Consider the following 22782-nt stretch of genomic DNA (forward strand, 5'->3'; position numbering starts at 1 on the left):
GGCAGTGACGCGATCGCCGGTCGTACGGATCCGGGTGGACAGACGGTCGGCGATGGCGGTGTCGGCAGGCGGGGCAGGTGCGTGATCGGCATGTGCGGGTCCCTCGGCTGGCGGGCGGTACCGAGGGTGAGGGCCCGCAGCCGGTAGTCGGAGCGGTCCGTGGATTATTTCTGGCCAGGGTGTCCATCTGGCGGGGTCTCGTCCGTAGAGATGGCGTGCGGCCGCCGCCGCACGAGGGCAAGGACGGACAGGAGACAAATCGTGAAGTACCTACTGTTGATCAACGCTGGCGCGGTGGACGGGAACGGTGTGAACACCGGCTGCACGGTCGAGGACTGGATCGCCTACGACAAGGAGGTCAGGGATGCCGGCATCTTCGTCTGCGGAGAGTCGCTGGCCGATCTGGTGACCGCCACGACGGTGCGGGTCGGGTCGGACGGCCAGCGGGTCGTGACCGACGGGCCGTTCGCCGAGACGCGCGAGGTGCTCGGCGGCTTCTACGTGATCGACGTGCCGGACCTCGATACCGCGTTGGACTGGGCCGCCCGCTGCCCCGGCGCCCACGGTGACGGCTCGGTCGTGATCCGGCCGGTGGCCGAGTTCGGGGCCTGACCGCGGTGGACGCACGGGCGGCCGGCGCCGCGGCGCCGGACAGGTCATCGGCGGCGTCGCCCGAGACGCCGATGGCGTTGGTGGCGGCGGTGTTCCGCGAGGAACGCGGCCGGCTGCTGGCCGCCCTGGTCCGCCGCTTCGGCGACCTCGACCTCGCGGAGGAGGTCACCTCCGAGGCGGTCGAGGCGGCGCTGGCGTCCTGGCCGGTCGACGGGGTTCCGCCCCGGCCGGGAGCATGGCTGATGACCACGGCCCGGCGCCGGGCGATCGACCGGTTGCGCCGCGACCAGGCGTACGCGGCGCGGCTGGCCATCCTCCAGGCGGAGGCCGACCGTGCCGGTCCGGTCCCACCCCCGGAGCCCGGCGGCGACCTCCCGGACGAGCGGCTGCTGCTGTTCTTCACCTGCGCGCACCCGGCGCTGGCGGCCGAGGACCGTGGCGCGCTGACCCTGCGCTTCCTGGCCGGGTTGACCACCACCGAGGTGGCGCGGGCGTTCCTGGTACCGGCGCAGACGATGGCCAAGCGGATCACGCGGGCGAAGCAGAAGATCAGACAAGCGCGGATCCCGTTCCGGGTGCCGCCCGCCGACGAGTTGCCGCAGCGGCTGCCGGGGGTCCTGCAAGCGGTGTACTCGATCTTCACCGAGGGGTACGCGGCCAGCGCGGGCCCACGGCTGCAACGCATCGATCTCGCCGAGGAGGCCATCCGGCTGGCCCGGATACTGCGCCAGCTGCTGCCCACCGAGCGGGAGGTGGCCGGGCTGCTCGCCCTGATGCTGCTCGTCCACGCCCGACGCGACGCGCGCACCGGGCCGGACGGCGAACTGGTCCTGCTCGACGATCAGGACCGCGGCCGCTGGGACCGCGCCATGATCGCCGAGGGGATCGGGCTGGTCCGGGCCGCGTTGACCGGCGGGCCGCCCGGCCGGTACGGGGTGCAGGCGGCGATCGCCGCGCTGCACGACGAGGCGGCCGACGTGGCCACCACCGACTGGCCCCAGATCGTGGCGCTCTACGACGTGCTGCTGGCACTGACCGACTCCCCCATCGTCGCGGTGAACCGGGCGGTGGCCGTGGCGATGCGCGACAGCCCGCAGGCCGGCCTGGCGCTGCTGGACGAGCTAGCCGGCGAGGCGCTGCTGCGCGGCTACCGCCCCTACACCGTCGCCCGGGCCGACCTGCTGCACCGGGCCGGCCGTCACGCCGAGGCGGCCGTCGCCTACCGGGAGGCGCTCGCCCTGGCCGGCACCGCACCCGAACGGGACCTCCTCCGGCGCAGGCTCACCGAATGCGGGACGGAGTCCTTCGGCTGACCTGCCGGTCCGTGACCCGCTCACCCGCGTCCCCGAGGAGATTCGGGTAGACACCGCACGCCCGTCCTCCCGACGAGCGCTCCGGGTGCAGGATCGGCCGAGGCACCCCGCAGCGATGAGTTTCGGCCGGGTTCCGCGTCTGTCCCGGTGTCGTAGTACGTCGTACGACGCTGCCTGGCACGAGACACCACGGAGGACACCATGACGACCACGCCCGACGCCCCGACCAGCGCGCTGCCCGGCCGCCCGCCCGTGGTCGACCTGGCCACCTGGCAGGCCGCCCGCGACGAGCTCCTGGTCCGCGAGAAGGCCCACACCCGCGAGGGCGACGCCATCGCCGCGGCCCGCCGCCGGCTGCCGATGGTCGAGTTCGACGCGACGGTCGAGGTCGTCGGACCCGACGGCCCGACCCCGTTCCTCGACCTGTTCCAGGGCCGCGACGAACTCGTGGTCTACAAGCACATGTGGTGGGACGGGGCTCCGCACCAGGGGCAGTGCGAGGGCTGCACCACCACCGCCTGGCACCTGAAGGACGCCGCCTACCTCAACGCCCGCGGCGTCTCGTTCGCCATCCTGACCGTCGGCCGGTGGGACGAGGTCGCCCCCTACGTCGAGTTCATGGGCTACACCCAGCCCTGGTACTCGGTGCGCGACGTGGACGCCCCCGTCGGCGGCAGCATGGGGTCCATCACCTGCTTCCTACGGGACGGCGACCGCGCGTTCCTCACCTATTCCACGACAAGCCGTGGCAACGAGCCGGTCAACGGCTCCTTCGGCCTGCTCGACATGACGCCCTACGGCCGCCGCGAGGCGTGGGAGGACAACCCCGAGGGCTGGCCCGAGGGGCGCAACGCGTGCTGGTACTGGCGCACGGACGCGGACGGAAACGCCACCTGGGGCCCGACCAGCCGCCCCGTGCCCCAGTGGACCCGCCCCGGCGCAACCCCCGTGGAGACCCTCGGCCGGCACGGCCACCACCACTGACCCGCCTCCGTCGACGGCGTCGGACGCTGTCAGCGCCCGAGCTGATGATCGAAAGCCTCGCCGCCCGGCTCCGCCGGGTGACGTCCTCCAGACGTCACCCGGCGGAGCCGGCAGCCTCGACGATCGAGACGGGAGTGCCGAGTTCGACGGTACGGGAGACGGTGCAGAGCCGGTCGTGCGACTGCCGCAGCGACCGGGGCAGCGCCTCACGTGCCCTGTCGCCGTCCGCGCCCACCGGGAACGTCACGGTGAACCGGGCCTCGAGGTTCTGCATCCGGTTTGCTCCAGCCTCGTCCCGGATCTTGTCGCCGGTGACCTCGACCGAGAACTGGATCGGCTCGGCGCGGCGGCTCGTGATGAGGTCCACGTCGATCGCGGTGCAGCCGCCGATGGCCGCCAGGAGCAGTTCCACCGGCGTGAAGCTGGCGTCCTCGCCCGTGCCCATCGACATCGATCCGCCGCGGACGTTCCGCACGACGTACTGTCCGACGCTGGTGCGCTCGATCTCGACCGAGCGGAAGGTGTCCGCACTCATGACGGGCACGCTACCCAGGCCCTCCCGTCCCCGCGACACCAGCCTGCCCGGTCGACGGGCGCCGTGCAGCAACCGGCTGGAGCGCCCAGGGATGCACCGGCCGGCACTGAGCCCCGGCCCGGGCCTGGCGGCGCCGGTGGCGTGGCGACCTCGCCACACGACCGGCGCCCCGCCCTGCCTCTGTCGTGCCTGCCGCCGTCAGATCCAGCCGGCCTCGCGGGCTACCCGCACCGCCTCCACCCTGGTCCGCGCGCCCGCCTTGCGGGCGATCCGCCCGAGGTGGTTGCGCACCGTCCCCGCGGCGAGGCCGAGCGCCCGGGCGACCTCCACCACCGGCGCCCCGGCCGCGGTCAGGTCGAGGATCTGCGTCTCCCGCGAGGTCAGCGGGCTGTCCCGGGTCAGCGCCGCCATCACCAGATCCGCGTCGATCACCGACTCCCGCCGGGCCAACCGTCGGATCCCGTCCACCACCCGCTGCGGCGAGACGTCGCTGCCGAGGACGCCGACGGTCCGTCCGGGCGCGAGGACCCGGTGCAGGCTGCGCGCGCGGCGGCGGTCCGCGAGCACCAGCAGGGGGCACTGCCCCGCCAACCCGTTCCCGCCGACGAGATCGAGGTCCACGACCGCCACGTCGGGCCGTTGCGCCCGCACCGCCTGCGGGAGTGCGTCGCCCCGGTCCAGCTCCGCCACCACACTGATGTCCTCCTCAGCGGCGAGGACGAGCGAGAGGGCGCCGCGGACCAGGGCACCGTCGAGGGCGAGCAGGGTACGGATCACGGTGGACCTTCCCGAGCATCGTCAGGTGGATCACGGACCGTCCGCATTCAAACACATACCAATCGGTATCGCTCGGCGAGCGGAGAGCGCCCCCCATCGCGGAGACGGGCGCACGGAGGTGGCCGCCAGCCCGGCTCCACCGGTCACATCCAACCGTCGCGGCGGGCGCGCCACACCGCCTCCATCCGGTTGCGCGCGCCCGTCTTGCGCATGATCGCCGACAGGTGGTTGCGTACCGTCCCGTGCGCCAGGAAGAGCCTGCGGGCGATCTCCTTGAGCGGCAGACCCTCGGCGGCCACCCGCAGCACCTCCACCTCCCGGCGGGTCAGCGGGCTGGACGGCGGACGCAGCGCCGTCGCGGCGGCCTCCGCGTCGATGACCTTGCCGCCGGCGGCGAGTTCCCGCACGGCGTCGACCAGCGCCTCCAACGGGGCGTCCTTGCCGATCAGGCCCCGCACCCCCGCGGCTAGGAGGTCCCCGACCACCGCCGGGCTCCACCGGCGTCCCATGGCGAGCACGGCCGTGTCCGGCCCCGCCTCGGTGATGTCCGCGACGACGTCGACCGGCTGCGGCACGTCCGACGCCAGGTCGACCAACACCACGTCGGGCCGGTGCCGGCGCACCACGTCGGACAGGTCCGTCGTTCCGGCCACCTCGGCGACGACCTCGATCTCCTCCTCGCTCGACAACGCGGCGCACAGCGCGGTGCGCAACAGGCGCATCTCCTCAGCGACGACAACGCGGATCAACGCGGAGCTCCGATCTGGGGTACGCGGCGGCGATCGGGTCCCTTGGACGGGACTTCGCGGGCCGGCCGCGTGGACGGACGGGGTCCCGCCCGTGACGCGTCGGCTGGCGTGTGACGGGCACGGGCACGTGTGACCACGCGCCGGGCGGTGCGGCCGGACGAGCCGGATGACCACGCGGGCGGGTCCGCCGGGACTCAGCCGGGGCGCACGCTCGCCCCGGGCAGCCGGTCGCCGGGTGGCACGGGTGGCGGGACGAAGCCGTGGCCGACCGTCGTCGGCCACTGCGCGTCGAGGATCGGCCCGGACCCGATCGCGCCGGCGTCCACGGTGGCGGTGCGGTCGTCGCCGGGCGCGGGACGGCCGGACGGGGAACCCGCCGGCAGAGGCGCCGGCAGGAGGGTCGACCGGGCGACCGGCAGCCCGCGCCGCCCCGGCGAGGGGACGGCCTCCGGCACGGTGACGGGCGGGGGGCGGAACGTCGGGCGACGCACTGGGCATCGACCTTCCTTGTCGGGAACGTCGACACATCGTAAAGACCTGATTACCTGATCGCAGCTCGTGGATGCCCGATGACGGATTACCGACTGGATCGTCGACGGCCCGTGCCGTGCGCTGGGCGCGCCGACGCGACGCGTCAGGGTGACGGCGGTACGGCGCCGACGCGCGACCGTGGCACCGGGCGCGGGGGGCGTCCCCGACGAGCTGGACGGCGGCCTTCCCGCGGGCATCTGGCGCCAGCGCCGGCACTCCGCCCGGCCAACCCGGCACCCGCCCAGCCGGCACCTGGCACCTCGCACCTGGCACCCTGGCACCTGGCACCTGGCACACAACGACACGAGCCCCCGGTCAGGAGGGCTCGTGTCGTTGTGTGCGGTGCGGCCGGCCGCGGTCAGGTCATGTCGTCGTAGCGGCGGTCGATCGGCGCCGGCGCGGCGACCGGCTCCGGAGCCTCGACCGGCGCGGTGGCGTCGACCCGCTGCCCGGCCTCGACCGGCTCCGGGTCGAACTCCAGCGGCGACACCTCGTCGTCGCCGATGCCCGCGTAGACCTCCCGGCCGCGTCCCTTGCGCCTGTCGTTGAGGAACGCGACACCGACCGCGGCGAAGTAGAGCGCACAGAGGCAGATCGCCAGCGCGGTCATCCCGAAGGGGTCTGGGGTCGGCGTGACCACCGCGGAGAACGCGAAGAAGACGAAGACCGCGATCCGCCACCAGCCCAGCAGCCGCTTCGCGCTGGCGATGCCGACGAAGTTCAGCATCAACACCAACAGTGGGAACTCGAACGCCACCCCGAACAGCAGGATCAGGTTCGTGACGAACGAGACGTACCGGGTGATGTCCAGGGTCGTGTTGATGTCGCTGCCGGAAATGTCCAGCAGGAACTCCAGCCCCTTCGCGGTCACGAAGTATGCCAGCACCGCGCCGGCGGCGAACAGCGGCGCCGCCAGCCCGGTGAAGACGTAGGCGTAGCGCCGCTCGTGCCGGTGCAGACCCGGCGCGATGAAGGCCCAGAGCTGGTAGAGCCAGACCGGCGCGGCGATGATCAACCCGACCCAGAGCCCGATCTTCAGGTTCAGCAGGAACAGGTCGGCCGGGCCGAGCTGGACGAAGTCGCATGCGCCGTTGGTCGACTGCGCCTGCGGCAGGTCGCAGTACGGCCGCTTGAGCACGTTGAGCACCGGCCCGGCGAGCCAGATGCCGAAGCCGAAGCCGACCAGGATCGCCAGGGACGCCTTGAACAGCCGGTTGCGCAGCTCGCGGATGTGCTCGATGAGCGTCATCGAGCCGTCAGCGGCCCGTTCGAAGTTGCTCGGACCGCGCTTACGGAGAGCGAAGGCCACGGTGCTCGGGCCCTCGGTCAGTTGTCGCGGACGCGGTGCACCGGGTCAACGACCGGCTGCTGCTGCGGCGGGGCCTGGTAGGGCGCCTGCTGCGGGGCCTGCTGTCCGGCGTGCGGCGGGAGCGGCTGGTAGCCGGCCTGCGCGTCGGCCTTCTCGGCGAGGTCGCGGTCGTCGTCGTGCAGGCTCTTGGTCTCGGCCTTGATGATCCGCAGCGAACGGCCCAGCGAACGGGCCGCGTCGGGGAGCCGCTTCGCGCCGAAGAGCAGGATCAGCACGACCACGAGTACGGCGATGTGCCACGGCTTGAGGGCACCCATGGGAAGCTCCAGTCGCTCTGTGTCGTCGTGGGGGGTGTACCGCAGCCCATCGTACGTGCGTCGACGGCCGTTGCCACCCGCCGGGGGATGCTGGTTCGTCCCCGGCCGGTGAAGTCTTGACCAACGCGGGACGTCCCGTCAACACTCCGCGGACGGATCAGTGCTGAGCGGAACCGGACCGCATCGCGCAGGGACGCGACACCGGTCGATCAGCCGCCGCGCTTTGCCTTGATCAGCTCGAGCCGCCGCTGGGTGGTGTCGAGCTGCCGCTGGAGCACCTCGGCCCGCTCCTGGAGCGCCTCCGCGCTGTCCCGCAGCGCCTCCGCCTCGGTCGCCCGGCGTTGCAGGGCGACCGCCGCGCGGCGCAGCCGGGGCAGCCGCGCCAGCACCGGCCGGACGGCCAGGGCGAACCCGACGAGCGCGAACAGCACCACCGCGAGCACGATCCACTTCACCACGGCGGCCAGCCTACTGCGTGCCGGCCGGCACCGCCGGGTCGGCCGAGGGCGCCTCCGACGGCGTGTCCGGCCCGTCCGCCGGACGCCGGGGCGCGGCGGGGGTCGGCGTCGCGTACGCGTCGAGGGCGGCGGCGGCCGAGGCCCGGACCTGCTCGGCCAGCTCGGCCGGGGCCACGACGGTGACCTCCGGCCCGAGCCCCAGCACGAACCGGCGGGCCCAGCCCAGGTCGGTGACCCGCAGCGAGACCAGCCACTGGTCGCCGGCGCCGGCCTCGACCCGTTCGCACGGGTAGTACTCGGTGATCCACCGCTCGCTCCGGCCGACCCGCAGGGTGATCAGCGGCAGGTCCGGCGAGGGCCGGAACACGCCCTCGGTGAGGTCGTGCGGGCGGGCCTGCGGCGGCACCACGGCCGGCTCGTCCAGCTCGGCGACGGCGTCGATCCGGTCGGCCCGGAACAGCCGCACCGCCTCCGCCCGGCGGCACCACGCCTCCACGTACGCCCGGCCACCGACCATCAGCATCCGCAGCGGGTCGACGACGCGGTCGGTGGTCTCGTCCCGCGCGGCCGTGTAGTAGGTGATGCGCAGCGCCCGGCCGCTCTCGACGGCGGCCCGCAGCTCCTGCACCCGGCGGGTGTCGGCGGGCAGCCGGACCTCGACGGGCGCGGCCACCAGGTCGCCGGCCGCGTTCTCGATCTTGGCGAGGGCCCGCTCCACGGCCTCCCGGTTGGCCACCCCGGGCGTCTCGGCGAGCATCCGCAGCGCCACCACCAGCGCGAGGGCCTCGTCCGGGGTGAGCCGCAGCGGACGGTCGATGCCGGCGTCGTAGGTGATGGTCACCCGGTCGCCGTCGAAGGCCATGTCGATCAGGTCGCCCGGACCGTACCCGGGCAGCCCGCACACCCACAGCAGTTCCAGGTCCTCGCGCAGCTGCCGCTCGGTGACACCCAGGTCGCCGGCGGCCTCGGCGATCTCGATGCCGGGCCGGGCGAGCAGGTAGGGCACCAGGTTCAGCAGCCGGGCCAGCCGGTCGGCCGACGCCCGGGAACCGCCCCGGGCGGCCGGGCGGGTCACCGGGCACCCCCGACGACGGCGAGGTCGTCGTGCCGCGCCGCGATCTCCTTGAGCCGCTGGATGACCGCCTCCCGCACCTCCGGCGGGTCGAGCACCCGCACGTCCGGACCGTAGCCGACGAGCTGGCCGGCGAGGACGTCCACGTCGGCGTAGGGCAGGACGATCTCATCGCCGTCGGGCCCGGCGGTGACGCCGACCGCCCAGCGGCGCAGCCCCGCGGCGCGCCCCGGGGCGGCCAGCACCGTGGCCCGCCCGGTGCGCTCCACCGGCCCCGACCAGCGGGCCACGTGGCTGATCAGGTCGACGCCTGCCGGCGGCTCGTAGCCGCCGGGGGCGCCGGTCACGCGGACCGCCCCGACCACGCGGGACAGCCGGAAGCAGCGGGTCGCCTCGCGGTCGAGGTCGTGGCCGACCACGTACCAGCGGCCCCGCCAGCAGACCACACCCCACGGCTGCAGCCGGCGACGGTTGGGCTCGTCGCGGTCGGGCACCCGGTAGTCGAAGGTCACCTCGCGCCTGTCCCGGGCGGCGGCGGTGAGCGGCGCGAACGCCGGATCCACCGTGACCATCGGCTCCAGGCCCAGCGTGGCCTGCGGGTCCACGTCGACGCCGGCGGCGCGCAGCTTCGCCAGCCCGGACGAGGCGGCGGCAGCCAGGCCGGCGTGCTGCCACAGCCGCGCGGCGATGCCCACGGCGGCGGCCTCGTCCGGTTCGAGCGGGATGTCCGGCAGCGCGTACTCCCGGTGGGCGATCCGGTAGCCGGGCTCCGCGTCGAAGACGCTCGCCGTCCCGGTCTCCAGCGGTACGCCCAGCTCGCGCAGCTCGGCCTTGTCCCGCTCGAACTTGCGCTGGAACGCCTCGTGGTCGCGCGCGTCCTCCGGATCGTGCTCGTAACCGGGGACGGTCGCGGCGATCTGCGCGGCGGTCAGGAACCGTCGCGTGGACAGCAGGCAGATCACCAGGTTGACCAGGCGTTCGGTGCGGGTCCGCGACACGCGGTAGACGCTAGCAGCCCGCGCGCCGGGGACGTGCACCCACGCGGGCACGACGTGCGCCGCGTCGCGCCCGTCCCACCTCCTGTCCCCCGGTGCGGTGCCCCCGACGGCCATACAGTGACCTGATGGCCCAGCCTGAGGTGAAGACCGAGAGCGTCGGCACCGTGGTCGTCGCGGGGGCGGCCAACCTCGCCATCGCCCTCGCCAAGCTGGTCGCCGGAATGATCTCCGGGTCGGCCGCGATGCTCTCGGAGGCCGTCCACTCCGTCGCCGACACCACCACCGAGGTGCTGCTCTACCTCGCGCTGCGGCGCGGGGCGCGCCCGGCCGACGCCCGCCACCCGTTCGGGTACGGCAAGGAGAGCTACGTCTGGGCCTTCCTGGCCGCGGTGTTCACGTTCGTCGCCGGCGCCGGCTTCGCGGTCACCCACGGCGTCACCACGATCCTGGTGCACGAGCACAGCGGCGACTACCTCGTCTCGTACGTGGTGCTTGCCGTGTCGTTCGCCATCGAGTCCGTCTCGCTGGCCCGCGCCGTGCGCCAGGTCCGGGCCGAGTCCCGCCGCTGGCGCACCACCCCCCGGCGGTTCCTGCGGCTGACCTCCGACACCACCGTCAAGGCGGTGTTCCTCGAGGACAGCGCGGCCCTGATCGGGCTGCTGCTGGCCGCCGTCGGGGTGGCCCTGTCCCAGCTCACCGGCGACGAGCTGTGGGACGGCGTCGCCTCCATCCTGATCGGGCTCCTGCTCCTCGTGGTGGCCACCGTCCTGGCCCGCAACAACATCTCGCTGCTGGTCGGCCGGTCCGTGCCCGAGCGGCTACGCCGCGAGATCGCCGACGAGCTGACCCGGCTGCCCGCCGTCCGCCGGCTCGACACGCTGCTGACCATGCAGCTCGGCCCGGCCGACATCCTCGTCGCCGCGAAGGTGGACTTCGACGACGAGGCGAGCGGCGCGACCATCGAGGCCGCCGCCGACGAGGCCGAACGCCGCCTCACCGCCCGCTACCGGCAGATCCGGTACGTCTTCCTCGACCCGACCCGCACCCCACCCGGTGTCACCCGGCCGCCGGCCGACCCCGACGCCTGACGCCCGGCCGCCCCGGGCGCGGCCGGGCGGGGCGGCGGCGCTAGCGTGCCGGACATGGTGCGATGGCGGTCCGGAACGGTGACGGCGCTGCGGCGGCAGTGGACCGGGGCGGTGGAACTCGACGTCGCCCTGCCCGACGGCGGCACGGTCCGGGCCCTGGCCTACCCCGAGTTGGTCGGCCGGCCCGAGCCCGGCGACCGGGTGCTGCTCAACGCCGGCGCGCTGCTGATGGGTCTCGGCACCGGCGGGTACGCCCTGGTCGTGGCGCTGCCCGACCGGCTGCCGCCGGACCCGCCGCAGGCCCTCGACACCCGCGACGCCGGCCACCTGGTCAAGGCCCGCTACACCCCGCTGCAGCCCATCCTGCTCGGCGTCGACGAGGAGGCGTCCCCGCACCGCGAGGTCCTGGCCACCGCCGACGACGTGGCGGGCCTGCCGGTCGTCACCGCCGACCTGCACTCCGCGCTGCCGGCGATCCTGGCCGGCATCCACGCCGACGCCCCCGACGCCCGGGTGGCGTACGTGCTGACCGACGGCGGAGCGCTGCCCGCGTGGTTCTCCCGCACCCTGGCCGGGCTGCGCGACGCCCTCGTCGGCACGGTAAGCGTCGGCCAGGCGTTCGGCGGCGACCTGGAGGCGAGCACCGTGCACAGCGGTCTGCTGGCCGCCCGGCACGTCCTGCGCGCCGACATCGCGATCGTCGCGCAGGGACCGGGCAACCTCGGCACCGGCACCCGGTGGGGCTTCTCCGGCGTGGCCGTCGGCGAGGCCGTCAACGCCGTCGCCACGCTGGGCGGGCGCCCGGTCGGGTCGCTGCGGATCTCCGACGCCGACCCCCGCCCCCGGCACCGGGGCGTGTCGCACCACAGCCTCACCGCGTACGGCCGGGTGGCCCTCGCCCCCGCCGAGCTGGTGGTGCCCGACGGGCTGGACCCGGCGCTGGCCCGCGAGGTCGACGCCGCGCTGGCCCCCCTCGCGGCGCGGCACACCCTCGTCCGGGTGCCCACCGACGGGCTCGAGGCCGCGCTGCGGGCCACGCCGGTGCCGCTGTCGACCATGGGCCGGGGCCTCGACGCCGACCACGCCTACTTCCTCGCTGCCGCCGCGGCCGGCCGGCACGCCGCCCGCCTGCTCGGCTGAGCACGCACGGCCGACGCCCCGCCCGGATCCGTGGCGGCCGGTCAGCTCGCCACGTACCCGTGCCGCACGATGCGCTCGGCCGCCTTCTCGTACACCGCCGGGTCGTCCGGAACCAGGGTGCCCAGCCCGTCCACGTAGCGGTTGTACATGCAGAACGCCGCGGCGATCAGGACGGTGTCGTGGATCTCCAGGTCCGTCGCGCCGGCATCCCGCGCGGCCGCCACCAACTCCACCGTCACGTCCCGGCCGCTGCGCCGCACGGCCTCGGCGATCCGTAGCAGCGCCCGGAGCTTGTCGCTGACCTCCGCGCCCGCGGGGTCGGCGAGCACCCGGTCCACCAGCCGGACTCCGTCGGGCAACTGCGCCGCCGCGAAGGCGGAGTGCGTGGCGCAGCAGAACCGGCACTCGTTCAGCCCCGACACGTACGCCGCGATCAGCTCCCGCTCGCCCGGGGTCAGCGTCGGGTGCGGGGCACGCAGGAGCGCCTCCGCCAGCGCGTTGAGCGGCTTGGCCGTCTCCGGACGGAACCTCATCGGGCCCCGGATGCCCGGATGCGCCCGCTCGTCGATACCGAGGTCGATGTGTGCGATGACGTCACCATCCCTGCCACCGGGCGGGGCGCGCCGGTCCACGGACCCGACAACGCCGGACGGCATGATGGTCCCCGGCCCGCCGGGGCCGCCACCACTTCGAGATTGCGGTGTCGCGCGCGCCGGGTCAGGCCATGAAGATCAGGGTGAGCCAGGCGCCCACGATCAGCACCAGCGCGAGCGCCAGCACCCAGGTGGGCACCGTGTACTCGCCGCGCCGGTTGCGCGCGATCTCCTCGCGGATCTTCTCGCGGCGGCGCTCGACCCAGTTCTGCCGCTGGCGGCCGCTCTCGGGAGGTTCGGAAGTCGTCATGGCGCGGTCAGCCTACCGGGCCGGGCGGCCCGGCCGGCGGTCGCCACCGCACCGGGCCGGCCAGCACCGTCACATGCTGGCGATCAGCCGCTCCACCCGCTCGTCGTACGCCCGGAACGGGTCCTTGCAGAGCACGGTGCGCTGCGCCTGGTCGTTCAGCTTCAGGTGCACCCAGTCGACGGTGAAGTCGCGCCGCTTCTCCTGGGCGTGCCGGATGAACTCCCCGCGCAACCGCGCCCGGGTCGTCTGCGGCGGCGTCTCCTTGGCCTCGAAGATCTCCGGGTCGGTGGCCACCCGGTCTACCTCGCCGCGCCGCTCCAGCAGCCCGTAGAGGCCCCGGCCCCGGCGCAGGTCGTGGTAGGCGAGGTCCATCTGGGCGACCCGGGGGTGCGACAGCGGCAGGTCGTGCTTGCGCTGGTAGCGCTCGATCAACCGCAGCTTGGTCACCCAGTCGATCTCCCGGGCCACCGGCTCCAGGTCGCCGGTCTCCACCGCGCGCAGCACCCGGCCCCACAGCTCCACCACCCGCTTCGCGGTCTGGTCGCCGCCCCGCCGCTCCACGAACTCGGTCGCCTTCGCCAGGTATTCCTGCTGGATCTCCAGGGCGCTGACCTCCTTGCCGGAGGCGAGCCGCACCTTGCGCCGGCCGGTGATGTCGTGCGACACCTCGCGGATCGCCCGGATCGGGTTCTCCAGCGTCAGGTCGCGCATCACCACCCCGGCCTCGATCATCCGCAGCACGATGTCGGCCGTGCCGACCTTGAGCAGCGTGGTGACCTCGTTCATGTTGGAGTCACCGACGATGACGTGCAGCCGGCGGTAGCGCTCCGCGTCCGCGTGCGGCTCGTCCCGGGTGTTGATGATCGGCCGGCTCCGGGTGGTCGCCGAGGAGACGCCCTCCCAGATGTGCTCCGCCCGCTGCGACAGGCAGTAGACCGCGCCGCGCGGGGTCTGCAGCACCTTGCCCGCCCCGCAGATCAGCTGCCGGGTCACCAGGAACGGGATCAGCACGTCGGCCAGCCGGCCGAACTCCCCGTGCCGCGAGACCAAGTAGTTCTCGTGGCAGCCGTACGAGTTGCCGGCCGAGTCGGTGTTGTTCTTGAACAGGTAGATCTCGCCGGCGATGCCCTCGTCGTGCAGCCGCTTCTCCGCGTCGACGAGCAACCCCTCCAGGATCCGCTCGCCGGCCCGGTCGTGCGCGACCAGGTCCACCACGGAGTCGCACTCCGGGGTGGCGTACTCGGGGTGCGAGCCGACGTCCAGGTAGAGCCGGGCGCCGTTGCGCAGGAACACGTTGCTCGACCGGCCCCACGACACCACCCGGCGGAAGAGGTATCGGGCGACCTCGTCGGGGGACAGCCGCCGCTGCCCCCGGTAGGTGCAGGTGACGCCGTACTCGGTCTCGAGGCCGAAGATTCGCCGCTCCATGATGAGACATTAGCCGCCCGAGGCCCCAGATGGCAGCGCTCGCCGCGGCGTCTCACGCCCGGGGTGCCCGTCGGCCCGCACGACGCGGACGCGCCGACCGGCGCGAGTGGACGCCGGTGCGGCGAGTGGGCGAACGTGGGCGACGGCGCGGGAAGGGTCGGCGGCGCGCGGGAAGGGTCGGCGGCGGCGCGTACCGGAAGGGGGGGCGCCCGGGCCCACGGCCCGGACGCCCGCGACCCGTCGTGCTCCGCTACGCCTCGGGGGTCTCGGTCTGCTGGCCCTCCAGATCGGCCGAGCCGGCCGACGTGGTGGGCTTCTTCGCCTCCTCGGTCGGCGAGGTCGGCGTCTCCGGGCGGGCCGACACCGGCTCCTCGGCCTTGCCGCCGTCGAGCAGCGCGGTCAGGGCGGCCCCGGTGACACGGCGGAACGTCCGCCCCACCCGGCGCCGGTCCAGGACCGCCACCTCCAACTGGTTGGCGGCGATGGTCCGGGCGGCGCCGCCCTCTCCGCCGACGCTGCTCAACGCCTGCACGGCGACCTTGACCGCCTCGCCCAGGGACATGTCCGGACGGTGGTGGGACTTCAGCACCCCGGTGATCGCCTCGGCCTGCCCGCCCATCGCCATCCGGCCCGGCTCGTCGTTGACGGACCCGTCGTAGGTGAGCCGGTAGAGCTCGTCGTCCTCGGCGCTGGCACCGACCTCGGCCACGCAGATCTCCACCTCGAACGGCTTCGACTGCTCGGTGAAGATGGCGCCCAGGGTCTGCGCGAACGCGTTCGCCAGGGCCCGGCCGGTGACGTCCCGCCGGTCGTAGCTCAGGCCGTTCAGGTCGGCCATCCGTACGCCGGCGCGGCGCAGGTTCTCGAACTCGTTGTAGCGGCCGACGGCGGCGAAGCCGATCCGGTCGTAGATCTCACTGACCTTGTGCAGGGCGCTGGAGAGGTTCTCGGCGACGAAGAGCACCCCGCCCTCGTAGCTCAGGACCACCGCGCTGCGGCCCCGGGCGATGCCCTTGCGGGCCAGCTCGGAGCGGTCGCGCATGATCTGCTCGGGCGAGGCGTAGAACTGCATTGCCACGGCGGCGGTTCTCCTTAGGGCGCTGTGCTGACGGCTGCTGACTGGTGCGGGCGGGAGCGGGTCAACCGCCCGGGTTCTCCATCCGGCCGGAGACCACGCTCTCGGCGATCGCCGACATCTCCTCGTCGGTGAGCCGGTGGGTGCCCTCCGCCGTCGCCGTCATCACCACCGGGTAGATCCGCCGGATCAGGTCCGGACCGCCGGTCGCGGTGTCGTCGTCGGCCGCGTCGTAGAGCGCCTCGACCGCGAGCCGGACCGCCTCGTCGATGGAGAGCCCCGGCTGGAAGCGCTTCTTCAGCGCCGACCGGGCGAAGATCGAACCGGAGCCGATCGCGTCGTAGCCGGTCTCCTCGTAGGGGCCGCCGGTGACGTCGAAACTGAAGATCCGGCCGGCCCGCGCCGGGTCCTTCGCGGCCAGGTCGTAGCCGGCGAAGAGCGGGATCACCGCGAGACCCTGCATCGCGGCGCCCAGGTTGCCGCGGATCATCGAGGCGAGCCGGTTGGCCTTGCCGTCGAGCGAGAGCATCGCGCCCTCGATCTTCTCGTAGTGCTCCAGCTCCACCTGGAACAGTCGCATCAGCTCGATGCCGATGCCCGCCGTGCCCGCGATGCCCACCAGCGAGTACGCGTCGGCCGGGTGCACCTTCTCGATGTCGCGCTGGGCGATCAGGTTGCCCATGGTGGCCCGCCGGTCGCCGGCCATCACGACACCGCCGACGGCCGAGATCGCCACGATGGTGGTCGCGTGTGGCGCCATGTCGGCGGCCATCCCCGGCGGCAGCGGCCGTCGGCCGGGCAGCATCTCGGGGGCCACCTTGCTCAGGAACGAGGTGAAGGAGGACGTCCCCGCGTTGGTGAACACATCTGGTAGACGCCCGGATGGATCAAAACCCGCTGCCACGTGGTTCCTCTCAGATATGTGATCGCCCCGGCCAGCCGCGACTGATCGTCACGGAACTGGCCGAGACCACCGTTGCAGTTGAAGCACAATATCCCGCGCACCCAGCCGGTGCGATGATCGTGGTCCAGATGTTGGGGGTCCGGTGTGCCGCAGATGGCGCAGACCCCGCCCTGCTCGGCCAGGAGCTCCTGGAACTCCTTCTCGCCGACGCCGTAGCGCCGCCGCAGGTGGTACTCGCGACCGCCGCCGTAGAGCCGCTGCTTGGTCTCCCGAGTCCGGAGGTTGTGGGCACGGCTTGCCATAGGAGGCGTAGCCCGAACCGTCGGAGCGGTTACGAGGAAATCGGCCACGGGCTTGACGGTTCCACAGTCGGCACAGAAGCGATGACCGTCCGGAACCGCCCGGGGCGGTTTCACCTCACGGTCGTACCGCTCCTTCACCCGCTTCGCATAGCTCGCCTTGGAGCGAGCGTTGAAGCACGGCTTGCAGTAGCTGCCGCGACCGCTGGGACGCTTGCTGCTCGCACAGAACTCATCGAGCGGCTTCCAGTCTCCGCAGTCGCGGCAACGACGTCGACCATTCTCATCATCAAGCGGAACCGACATGTCCGTTTCGGCCTGATATGATCACTGGCCTCCCTTTTGTACGTATCCTCTCACGAACTCCTCGGCGTTCTCCTCCAGGACGGAGTCGATCTCGTCGAGCAGGTCGTCGACGTCCTCGGTGATCTCGGCGTGCCGCTCGGCGACCTCCGGGTTGGCCTCGGTGGTGACGTCCTCGATCTCCTCGCCCTGACGCGACTTGCCCGACTGCGACTGCCCGCCGCTGTCACGAGTGGCCATTGCTGCCTCCTCCACGATCGCCCTGCGATCAACTTACCTCGCGGAGGCGACGAAAAGCCCGCCGCGCGCCGGCTTCGGCACGCGGCGGGCATCTGTCGGCGACGATCAGCCGCCGGTGAGGGTCTCCAGCAGGTCCTTGGCGCTGGGGCAGCGGTCGAAGAGCGCACCCACGTGCTTGCGGGTGCCGCGCTCGGGCTCCATCATCGGCACCCGCACCAGCGACTCCCGGCCCACGTCGAAGATGACCGAGTCCCAGCTGGCGGCGACCACCTCGGAGGCGTACTGGGCCAGGCAGCGGCCGCGGAAGTAGGCACGGGTGTCCTCCGGCGGCTCCGTCATCGCGGTGCGGGTCTGCTCGTCGTCGAGCAGGGTCTTCATCGCGCCCCGCGAGACCAGCCGGTGGTAGAGGCCCTTCTCCGGGCGCACGTCCGAATACTGCAGGTCGACCAGCTGGAGCTTGTGCGAGCCCCAGCCGAGCTTCTCCCGCTCCCGGTAGCCCTCCAGCAGCCGCAGCTTGGCCACCCAGTCCAGCTCGTCGGCGCAGAGCATGACGTCACGGCCCAGCCGGTCCAGCACGCTCTCCCAGCGGGCGAGCACGTCCAGGGTCTGCTCGTCGGCGTCGGCGCCGTAGCGTTCGTCCACGAAGGACCGCACCCGCTCGTAGTAGGCCCACTGCACGTCCAGGGCGGTGAGCCGCCGCCCGTCGCGCATCCGCATCAGGTGGGACAGCGAGGGGTCGTGGCTGACCGCGCGCAGCTCGCTCACCGGGTCGGCGATGCCCAGGTCGGAGCCGAGCGCCTTCTCCTCGATCATCGTGAGGATCAGCGCCGTGGTGCCGACCTTCAGGTACGTGGAGATCTCCGACAGGTTCGCGTCGCCGATGATGACGTGCAGCCGGCGGTACTTGTCGGCGTCGGCGTGCGGCTCGTCGCGGGTGTTGATGATCGGCCGCTTGAGGGTGGTCTCCAGACCGACCTCGACCTCGAAGAAGTCGGCGCGCTGGGAGATCTGGAAGCCGCTCTGCCCGCCGTCCTGGCCGATGCCCACGCGGCCGGCGCCGGTGACGATCTGCCGGGTCACGAAGAACGGCGTCAGGTACGCCACGATGTCGGCGAAGGCCGTCTGGCGGCGCATCAGGTAGTTCTCGTGGGAGCCGTAGCTGGCGCCCTTGTTGTCGGTGTTGTTCTTGTAGAGGTGGATCGGCTGGGTGCCGGGGATGGTGGCGGCGCGGCGGGCCGCCTCGGCCATCACCCGCTCCCCCGCCTTGTCCCAGCGCACCAGGTCCCGCGGGTTCGTCACCTCGGGTGTCGAGTATTCCGGGTGGGCATGGTCGACGTAGAGCCGCGCGCCGTTGGTGAGTATCACGTTGGCCAGGCCGAGGTCCTCGTCGGCGAGCGCCTCGGCCGGGTCGTACGCGGCGCCGGAGTAGGTGAAGCCACGCGCGTCCCGCAGCGGCGACTCCTCCTCGTAGTCCCAGCGGGCGCGACCGCCCCGGTTGAGTTCCGGGCGTGCCCCGTAGGCGTTGACCACCTGGGAGGAGGTGACCATGGGGTTGGCCCCGGCCTGGCCGGGCACGGAGATGCCGTACTCGACCTCGGTGCCCATGATCCGTCTTACGCTCATCGACCTACCTGCTTCGCTCGCCCGACCGGTCCCCCGTCACGTCGAGCGTAGTCCGCCGCACGGCGGAAGGGGGTGCGCCGGACCGGGGCGGCCGGCGCGTGCCGGGTGGGGTGGACGGGACGAGGCCCGCGACGCGACGCGCCGCGGGCCCCGTGCGGGTGTCCGTCAGAGGTACTGACCGGTGTTGCTGGCGGTCTCTATCGACCGGCCGGCCTCCGCGCCCTTGCCGCCGGAGACGAGCGTGCGGATGTAGACGATCCGCTCGCCCTTCTTGCCGGAGATGCGGGCCCAGTCGTCGGGGTTGGTGGTGTTGGGCAGGTCCTCGTTCTCGCGGAACTCGTCGACGCAGGCGTCGAGGAGGTGCTGCAGGCGCAGGCCCTTGCGGCCGGAGGTGAGGAACTCCTTGATGGCCATCTTCTTGCCCCGGTCGACGATGTTCTGGATCATCGCGCCGGAGTTGAAGTCCTTGAAGTAGAGGACTTCCTTGTCGCCGTTGGCGTAGGTGACCTCGAGGAAGCGGTTCTCCTCGGTCTCCGAGTACATCCGCAGCACGACCGCGTCGATCATCGCCGCGACGGTGGCCTGGGGGTCGCCGCCGTGCTCGGCCAGGTCGTCGGGGTGCAGGGGCAGCCCGGGGAGGATGTACTTGGAGAAGATGTCCTTGGCCGCCTCGGCGTCCGGCCGCTCAATCTTGATCTTCACGTCGAGTCGGCCGGGGCGCAGGATCGCCGGGTCGATCATGTCTTCCCGGTTGGAGGCGCCGATGACGATGACGTTCTCCAGGCCCTCCACGCCGTCGATCTCGCTGAGCAACTGCGGGACGATGGTGTTCTCCACGTCGGAGGAGACACCGGAGCCCCGGGTCCGGAACACCGAGTCCATCTCGTCGAAGAACACGATGACCGGAGTGCCCTCGCCGGCCTTCTCGCGGGCCCGCTGGAAGATCAGGCGAATGTGCCGCTCGGTCTCGCCGACGTACTTGTTGAGCAGCTCGGGGCCCTTGATGTTGAGGAAGAAGCTGGTGTGCCTCTCCTTGCCCTCCCGCTCGGCGATCTTCTTCGCCAGCGAGTTGGCCACCGCCTTGGCGATCAGCGTCTTGCCGCAGCCGGGCGGGCCGTAGAGCAGGATGCCCTTCGGCGGCCGGAGCTGGTGCTCGCGGAACAGGTCGGCGTGCAGGAAGGGCAGCTCCACCGCGTCGCGGATCTGCTCGATCTGGGCGTGGAGGCCGCCGATGTCGGTGTAGTCGACGTCCGGCACCTCCTCCAGGACCAGCTCCTCGACCTCGCTCTTCGGGATCCGCTCGTAGGCGTACGCCGAGCGGGGCTCGATCATGAGCGAGTCGCCGGCCCGGATCGGCGAGCCGATCAGGGTGTCGGCGAGGTGCACGATCCGCTCCTCGTCGGAGTGCGAGACCACCAGCGCCCGGTCGGCCGGGCTGCCGTCGGGACCCGCGAGGATCTCCTTGAGCATGACCACCTCGCCGACCCGCTCGTAGCCGAACGCGTCGACGATGTTGAGCGCGTCGTTGAGCAGGACCTCCTGGCCGCGCCGCAGCTCGGCGACGTCCAGCGAGGGCGAGACGGCGACCCTGAGCTTGCGCCCGCCGGTGAACACGTCCACCGTGCCGTCGTCGTGCCGCGCGAGGAAGACGCCGTAGCCACTCGGCGGCTGCGCGAGGCGGTCGATCTCCTCCTTGAGCGTCACGATCTGCGCGCGAGCCTCCTTGAGGGTGCTCACGAGCCGGTCGTTGTTCTCGGTCAGCCGCGCCAACTGTGCCTGGGTGGCCGCCAGCCGCTCTTCGAGCTGCCGGACGTGTCGGGGGCTTTCGGTCAACTTGCGCCGCACCAGAGCGAGTTCCTCTTGAAGGAACGCGACCTGCGTGGAGAGATCGTGGGCCTCCTTCTCCCACCGTGCGGCGCGCGAGTCCGCGTCGTCGCTGCGTGCCACGTCCCACCTCCCCGGGGGGCTTGAACGTTCTGCCCTAACACTAGCCGCTATGAGGCCGATTCGGTCCCACGCAACGCGCTCGTCACCGAACCTTGATCGCCAAGGGTGGCCCCGAGGGCCGGTCCGGGCGTTCGGGTACCGTCGGAGCGTGGGACGGGAGAACATGGGGGGTGCGCCGTGGCGGAGGTCATGACCGACCAGCTGCAGGTCTGGGTGGACCAGGATCTCTGCACGGGCGACGGGCTCTGCGTGCAGTACGCACCCGAGGTCTTCGAGTTCGACGTCGACGGGCTCGCCTACGTCAAGGGCCCCGACGGTGAGCTGCGGCAGGCGCCGGGCAGCCGGGTCGACGTGCCCGAGCACCTGCGCCTCGAGGTGATCGACTCCGCGAAGGAGTGCCCGGGCGAGTGCATCCACGTCGTGCGCGGCAGCGACGGCGTCGAGGTGGCCGGCCCGGACGCCGAGGAGGACTGACCGCCCGCCCTCCCACGCCGCCGGGGTGCGGGAGGGCCACACGAGCGCACGACCCCGCCGGCCGCGTCCGGCGTACGCCTCAGAGCATCGGGCGCCCGACCACCGAGGCGACCAGGCGGGCGAACTCCTCCAGCCGGGCGATCTGCCCCGCGCCCCCGTCGTCGAGGGTCTTGCCGAAACGCAGCGCGTCGTGCCGGGGCCCGCCCACCGCCTCGTCGCTGGGCGGGGCCTCGTCCAGCGACGTCAGCAGCAGGTAGACGTCGATGCTGTCGACCCGGATGCCGCCGTTGTCGTCGCGGGTCAGCCGCCGCCGGCAGCCGACCTCGGTGACCGTGGAGACCGGCACGACCCGCAGCGAGGAGGTCATCGACCCGGGCGGACCCTCCCCCGGCGGCACGTCCTCGCCGTGCCAGAGGACGAGCCGGCTGCCGTCGCAGACCACGACCTCCTGCCACACCCCGTTGACCTCGTTGACGAAGCGCTCCAGGGTGAAGCCGAGCACCGACGCCCCGCGCAGCACCCCGCCCAGCGCCTCCAGCGCGACGTCCGGGTCGCGCAGGTAGGCCCGGGCCGCCGATTCGAGGTCCTGGTACGGCGACCAGTCGGGAAACACCGCCGGCAGCTCGCCGCCGCCGAAGCCCGGCCGGTTCATGCCACCTCCCCGCACCCGTGCCGCCGGCCCGCACCGGCCGGCAGGTTCCGTCCGCTCACTCCCAGCCGCCCCGTTCCACGGTCACGGCCGCACCGTGTCCCCGGCCTCGACCGGCTCCGCCGCGGCGACCTGGGCGGCAGCCGCCTGCCGGGCCGCCTCCGCCTCGCGCAGCGCCTGCCGGCGTTCGGCGTACGCCTCGGCGCCCTTGCTGGGCTTGCGCCGCCGCGGCGGCGCGGTGACGCCGGGGGCGAGCTTACGCGCGGACACCAGGAACGCGGTGTGGGCGATCATGCGGTGGTCCGGGCGGACGGCCAGGCCCTCGGCGTGCCAGTCGCGCACCAGCGACTCCCAGGCCCGCGGCTCGGTCCAGCCGCCGCGCTCGCGCAGGGCCTCGACCAGCTCCGACAGCTGCGGGGTGGTGGCGACGTAGCCGATGAACACGCCGCCGGGCACCAGGGCCCGCTCGACCATGTCGAGGGTCTCCCACGGGGTGAGCATGTCGAGGATGATCCGGTCGAAGCCGGTCTCGGTGCAGGCGGCGACGTCGCCGACGTGCAGGTGCCACGCCGGGTGCGGCCCGTTGAAGAACGCCTCGACGTTGCGCCGGGCGATCTGGGCGAAGTCGTCGCGCAGCTCGAACGAGTGCAGCTCGCCCTCGGTGCCGACGGCGCGCAGCAGCGAGCAGGACAGCGCCCCGGAGCCGGCCCCGGCCTCCAGGACCTTGGCGCCGGGGAAGATGTCGCCCATGGCGACGATCTGGGCGGAGTCCTTCGGGTAGATCACCTGGGCGCCGCGCGGCATGGACAGCACGTAGTCCGACAGCAGCGGACGCAGGGCCAGGAACGCGGTGCCACCGCCGGAGGTGGTGACCACGCTGCCGTCGGGCAGGCCGATCAGCGCGTCGTGCTCCAGGATGCCGCGGTGGGTGTGGAACGCCTTGCCCGGCTCCAGGGTGACCGTGTGCATCCGCCCCTTGGGGTCGGTCAGCTGCACCCGGTCGCCGGGCCGGAACGGCCCGCGGTGCACGGGGGGCAGCGCCGGGGTGTGGGCG

The 22782-nt window shown here is 72.9% G+C and carries 26 protein-coding genes; 6 read left to right on the forward strand and 20 right to left on the reverse strand.

The features are described from left to right. The first annotated feature begins 261 nt into the window (after positions 1 to 261). The 3 genes from ACSNOB_RS03475 to ACSNOB_RS03485 all read left to right on the forward strand — a co-directional run bounded on the left by ACSNOB_RS03475 (position 262) and on the right by ACSNOB_RS03485 (position 2909). On the forward strand, positions 262 to 612 hold the full coding sequence (locus ACSNOB_RS03475) for a YciI family protein (protein ID WP_436685126.1): 351 nt from the start codon (positions 262 to 264) through the stop codon (positions 610 to 612). A 71-nt stretch (positions 613 to 683) separates the two neighbouring features. After that, positions 684 to 1925: an RNA polymerase sigma factor gene (locus tag ACSNOB_RS03480; RefSeq protein ID WP_436685148.1), complete on the forward strand. Its 1242-nt coding sequence runs from the start codon at positions 684 to 686 to the stop codon at positions 1923 to 1925. 201 nt (positions 1926 to 2126) lie between these two features. Next, positions 2127 to 2909: a DUF899 family protein gene (locus ACSNOB_RS03485; RefSeq protein ID WP_436685127.1), complete on the forward strand. Its 783-nt coding sequence runs from the start codon at positions 2127 to 2129 to the stop codon at positions 2907 to 2909. A gap of 94 nt (positions 2910 to 3003) precedes the next feature. Here ACSNOB_RS03485 and ACSNOB_RS03490 read toward each other — a convergent pair whose 3' ends face one another. The 9 genes from ACSNOB_RS03490 to ACSNOB_RS03530 form a co-directional block, all read right to left on the reverse strand. After that, complete coding sequence (locus tag ACSNOB_RS03490) at positions 3004 to 3444, reverse strand: OsmC family protein (RefSeq protein WP_436685128.1); 441 nt, start codon at positions 3442 to 3444, stop codon at positions 3004 to 3006. A 198-nt stretch (positions 3445 to 3642) separates the two neighbouring features. Next, the gene (locus ACSNOB_RS03495) at positions 3643 to 4221 is read right to left on the reverse strand and encodes a response regulator transcription factor (protein WP_436685129.1); all 579 of its coding nucleotides are present in this window, start codon (positions 4219 to 4221) and stop codon (positions 3643 to 3645) included. Between the two features lie 143 nt (positions 4222 to 4364). Continuing rightward, positions 4365 to 4970, reverse strand: coding sequence for a LuxR C-terminal-related transcriptional regulator (locus ACSNOB_RS03500; RefSeq protein WP_436685130.1), 606 nt, complete (start codon positions 4968 to 4970; stop codon positions 4365 to 4367). Between the two features lie 194 nt (positions 4971 to 5164). Beyond that, positions 5165 to 5461 carry a hypothetical protein gene (locus ACSNOB_RS03505; RefSeq protein ID WP_436685131.1) on the reverse strand — a complete coding sequence of 99 codons (297 nt, stop codon included), beginning with the start codon at positions 5459 to 5461 and terminating at the stop codon, positions 5165 to 5167. Between the two features lie 398 nt (positions 5462 to 5859). After that, entirely contained in the window at positions 5860 to 6810 is a 951-nt protein-coding gene (gene tatC, locus ACSNOB_RS03510; protein WP_436685132.1) for a twin-arginine translocase subunit TatC, read from the reverse strand. A 17-nt stretch (positions 6811 to 6827) separates the two neighbouring features. Next, positions 6828 to 7127, reverse strand: coding sequence for a Sec-independent protein translocase subunit TatA (tatA, locus tag ACSNOB_RS03515; RefSeq protein WP_350684729.1), 300 nt, complete (start codon positions 7125 to 7127; stop codon positions 6828 to 6830). 209 nt (positions 7128 to 7336) lie between these two features. After that, positions 7337 to 7585, reverse strand: coding sequence for a DUF5320 domain-containing protein (locus tag ACSNOB_RS03520; protein WP_436685133.1), 249 nt, complete (start codon positions 7583 to 7585; stop codon positions 7337 to 7339). Positions 7586 to 7595: 10 nt separating this feature from the next. After that, on the reverse strand, positions 7596 to 8660 hold the full coding sequence (locus ACSNOB_RS03525) for a helix-turn-helix transcriptional regulator (RefSeq protein WP_436685134.1): 1065 nt from the start codon (positions 8658 to 8660) through the stop codon (positions 7596 to 7598). After that, positions 8657 to 9655: a helix-turn-helix transcriptional regulator gene (locus ACSNOB_RS03530; protein ID WP_436685135.1), complete on the reverse strand. Its 999-nt coding sequence runs from the start codon at positions 9653 to 9655 to the stop codon at positions 8657 to 8659. The genes ACSNOB_RS03525 and ACSNOB_RS03530 overlap by 4 nt, the downstream gene beginning before the upstream one ends. A 125-nt stretch (positions 9656 to 9780) precedes the next feature. On the opposite strand from ACSNOB_RS03530, the gene ACSNOB_RS03535 reads away from it, so the two are divergent. Together ACSNOB_RS03535 and ACSNOB_RS03540 are read left to right on the forward strand one after the other, a co-directional pair. Next, the gene (locus tag ACSNOB_RS03535) at positions 9781 to 10743 is read left to right on the forward strand and encodes a cation diffusion facilitator family transporter (protein WP_436685136.1); all 963 of its coding nucleotides are present in this window, start codon (positions 9781 to 9783) and stop codon (positions 10741 to 10743) included. A 54-nt stretch (positions 10744 to 10797) separates the two neighbouring features. Then, positions 10798 to 11883, forward strand: a complete 1086-nt coding sequence (locus ACSNOB_RS03540) for a DUF3866 family protein (protein ID WP_436685137.1) — start codon at positions 10798 to 10800, stop codon at positions 11881 to 11883. 41 nt (positions 11884 to 11924) lie between these two features. Here ACSNOB_RS03540 and ACSNOB_RS03545 read toward each other — a convergent pair whose 3' ends face one another. The 9 genes from ACSNOB_RS03545 to arc all read right to left on the reverse strand — a co-directional run bounded on the left by ACSNOB_RS03545 (position 11925) and on the right by arc (position 20605). Beyond that, complete coding sequence (locus ACSNOB_RS03545; protein WP_436685149.1) at positions 11925 to 12473, reverse strand: carboxymuconolactone decarboxylase family protein; 549 nt, start codon at positions 12471 to 12473, stop codon at positions 11925 to 11927. A 127-nt stretch (positions 12474 to 12600) separates the two neighbouring features. Further along, positions 12601 to 12786 (reverse strand): hypothetical protein, encoded by a 186-nt coding sequence (locus tag ACSNOB_RS03550; protein WP_091106695.1) that lies wholly within the window; start codon positions 12784 to 12786, stop codon positions 12601 to 12603. Between the two features lie 69 nt (positions 12787 to 12855). Beyond that, the gene (gene pafA, locus ACSNOB_RS03555) at positions 12856 to 14214 is read right to left on the reverse strand and encodes a Pup--protein ligase (RefSeq protein WP_088993761.1); all 1359 of its coding nucleotides are present in this window, start codon (positions 14212 to 14214) and stop codon (positions 12856 to 12858) included. Between the two features lie 250 nt (positions 14215 to 14464). Beyond that, positions 14465 to 15292, reverse strand: coding sequence for a proteasome subunit alpha (gene prcA / locus ACSNOB_RS03560; protein WP_436685138.1), 828 nt, complete (start codon positions 15290 to 15292; stop codon positions 14465 to 14467). Positions 15293 to 15353: 61 nt separating this feature from the next. Then, positions 15354 to 16193 (reverse strand): proteasome subunit beta, encoded by an 840-nt coding sequence (prcB, locus tag ACSNOB_RS03565; protein ID WP_436685139.1) that lies wholly within the window; start codon positions 16191 to 16193, stop codon positions 15354 to 15356. Beyond that, positions 16112 to 16798 carry an endonuclease VII domain-containing protein gene (locus tag ACSNOB_RS03570; RefSeq protein ID WP_436685140.1) on the reverse strand — a complete coding sequence of 229 codons (687 nt, stop codon included), beginning with the start codon at positions 16796 to 16798 and terminating at the stop codon, positions 16112 to 16114. Before ACSNOB_RS03570 ends, prcB begins: the two co-directional genes overlap by 82 nt. A 21-nt stretch (positions 16799 to 16819) precedes the next feature. Further along, positions 16820 to 17035 carry a ubiquitin-like protein Pup gene (locus tag ACSNOB_RS03575; RefSeq protein WP_067366797.1) on the reverse strand — a complete coding sequence of 72 codons (216 nt, stop codon included), beginning with the start codon at positions 17033 to 17035 and terminating at the stop codon, positions 16820 to 16822. Positions 17036 to 17140: 105 nt separating this feature from the next. Continuing rightward, entirely contained in the window at positions 17141 to 18658 is a 1518-nt protein-coding gene (gene dop / locus ACSNOB_RS03580) for a depupylase/deamidase Dop (RefSeq protein ID WP_436685141.1), read from the reverse strand. A gap of 165 nt (positions 18659 to 18823) precedes the next feature. Continuing rightward, complete coding sequence (gene arc, locus ACSNOB_RS03585; protein ID WP_436685142.1) at positions 18824 to 20605, reverse strand: proteasome ATPase; 1782 nt, start codon at positions 20603 to 20605, stop codon at positions 18824 to 18826. A gap of 177 nt (positions 20606 to 20782) precedes the next feature. Here arc and ACSNOB_RS03590 point away from each other — a divergent pair, with 177 nt between their 5' ends. After that, a complete protein-coding gene (locus ACSNOB_RS03590; RefSeq protein ID WP_393107443.1) occupies positions 20783 to 21079 on the forward strand; it encodes a ferredoxin in 297 nt (98 codons plus the stop codon). A 79-nt stretch (positions 21080 to 21158) separates the two neighbouring features. Here ACSNOB_RS03590 and ACSNOB_RS03595 read toward each other — a convergent pair whose 3' ends face one another. Both ACSNOB_RS03595 and ACSNOB_RS03600 read right to left on the reverse strand, forming a co-directional pair. Beyond that, positions 21159 to 21731, reverse strand: coding sequence for a hypothetical protein (locus ACSNOB_RS03595; RefSeq protein WP_436685143.1), 573 nt, complete (start codon positions 21729 to 21731; stop codon positions 21159 to 21161). Between the two features lie 81 nt (positions 21732 to 21812). Then, positions 21813 to 22782, reverse strand: a 970-nt coding sequence (locus ACSNOB_RS03600; protein WP_436685144.1) for a tRNA (adenine-N1)-methyltransferase, incomplete at its 5' end; no start/stop codon positions are given.

Source organism: Micromonospora sp. URMC 106, from assembly GCF_051386395.1.
Taxonomy (GTDB): domain Bacteria; phylum Actinomycetota; class Actinomycetes; order Mycobacteriales; family Micromonosporaceae; genus Micromonospora.

Coding starts and splice junctions, on each gene's coding strand:
- ACSNOB_RS03570 (WP_436685140.1), bottom strand. CDS start 16,798: ATGTCGGTTCCGCTTGATGATGAGAATGGTCGACGTCGTTGCCGCGAC.
- ACSNOB_RS03485 (WP_436685127.1), top strand. CDS start 2,127: ATGACGACCACGCCCGACGCCCCGACCAGCGCGCTGCCCGGCCGCCCG.
- pafA (WP_088993761.1), bottom strand. CDS start 14,214: ATGGAGCGGCGAATCTTCGGCCTCGAGACCGAGTACGGCGTCACCTGC.
- ACSNOB_RS03480 (WP_436685148.1), top strand. CDS start 684: ATGGCGTTGGTGGCGGCGGTGTTCCGCGAGGAACGCGGCCGGCTGCTG.
- tatA (WP_350684729.1), bottom strand. CDS start 7,127: ATGGGTGCCCTCAAGCCGTGGCACATCGCCGTACTCGTGGTCGTGCTG.
- ACSNOB_RS03575 (WP_067366797.1), bottom strand. CDS start 17,035: ATGGCCACTCGTGACAGCGGCGGGCAGTCGCAGTCGGGCAAGTCGCGT.
- ACSNOB_RS03550 (WP_091106695.1), bottom strand. CDS start 12,786: ATGACGACTTCCGAACCTCCCGAGAGCGGCCGCCAGCGGCAGAACTGG.
- ACSNOB_RS03540 (WP_436685137.1), top strand. CDS start 10,798: ATGGTGCGATGGCGGTCCGGAACGGTGACGGCGCTGCGGCGGCAGTGG.
- ACSNOB_RS03535 (WP_436685136.1), top strand. CDS start 9,781: ATGGCCCAGCCTGAGGTGAAGACCGAGAGCGTCGGCACCGTGGTCGTC.
- ACSNOB_RS03595 (WP_436685143.1), bottom strand. CDS start 21,731: ATGAACCGGCCGGGCTTCGGCGGCGGCGAGCTGCCGGCGGTGTTTCCC.
- dop (WP_436685141.1), bottom strand. CDS start 18,658: ATGAGCGTAAGACGGATCATGGGCACCGAGGTCGAGTACGGCATCTCC.
- ACSNOB_RS03490 (WP_436685128.1), bottom strand. CDS start 3,444: ATGAGTGCGGACACCTTCCGCTCGGTCGAGATCGAGCGCACCAGCGTC.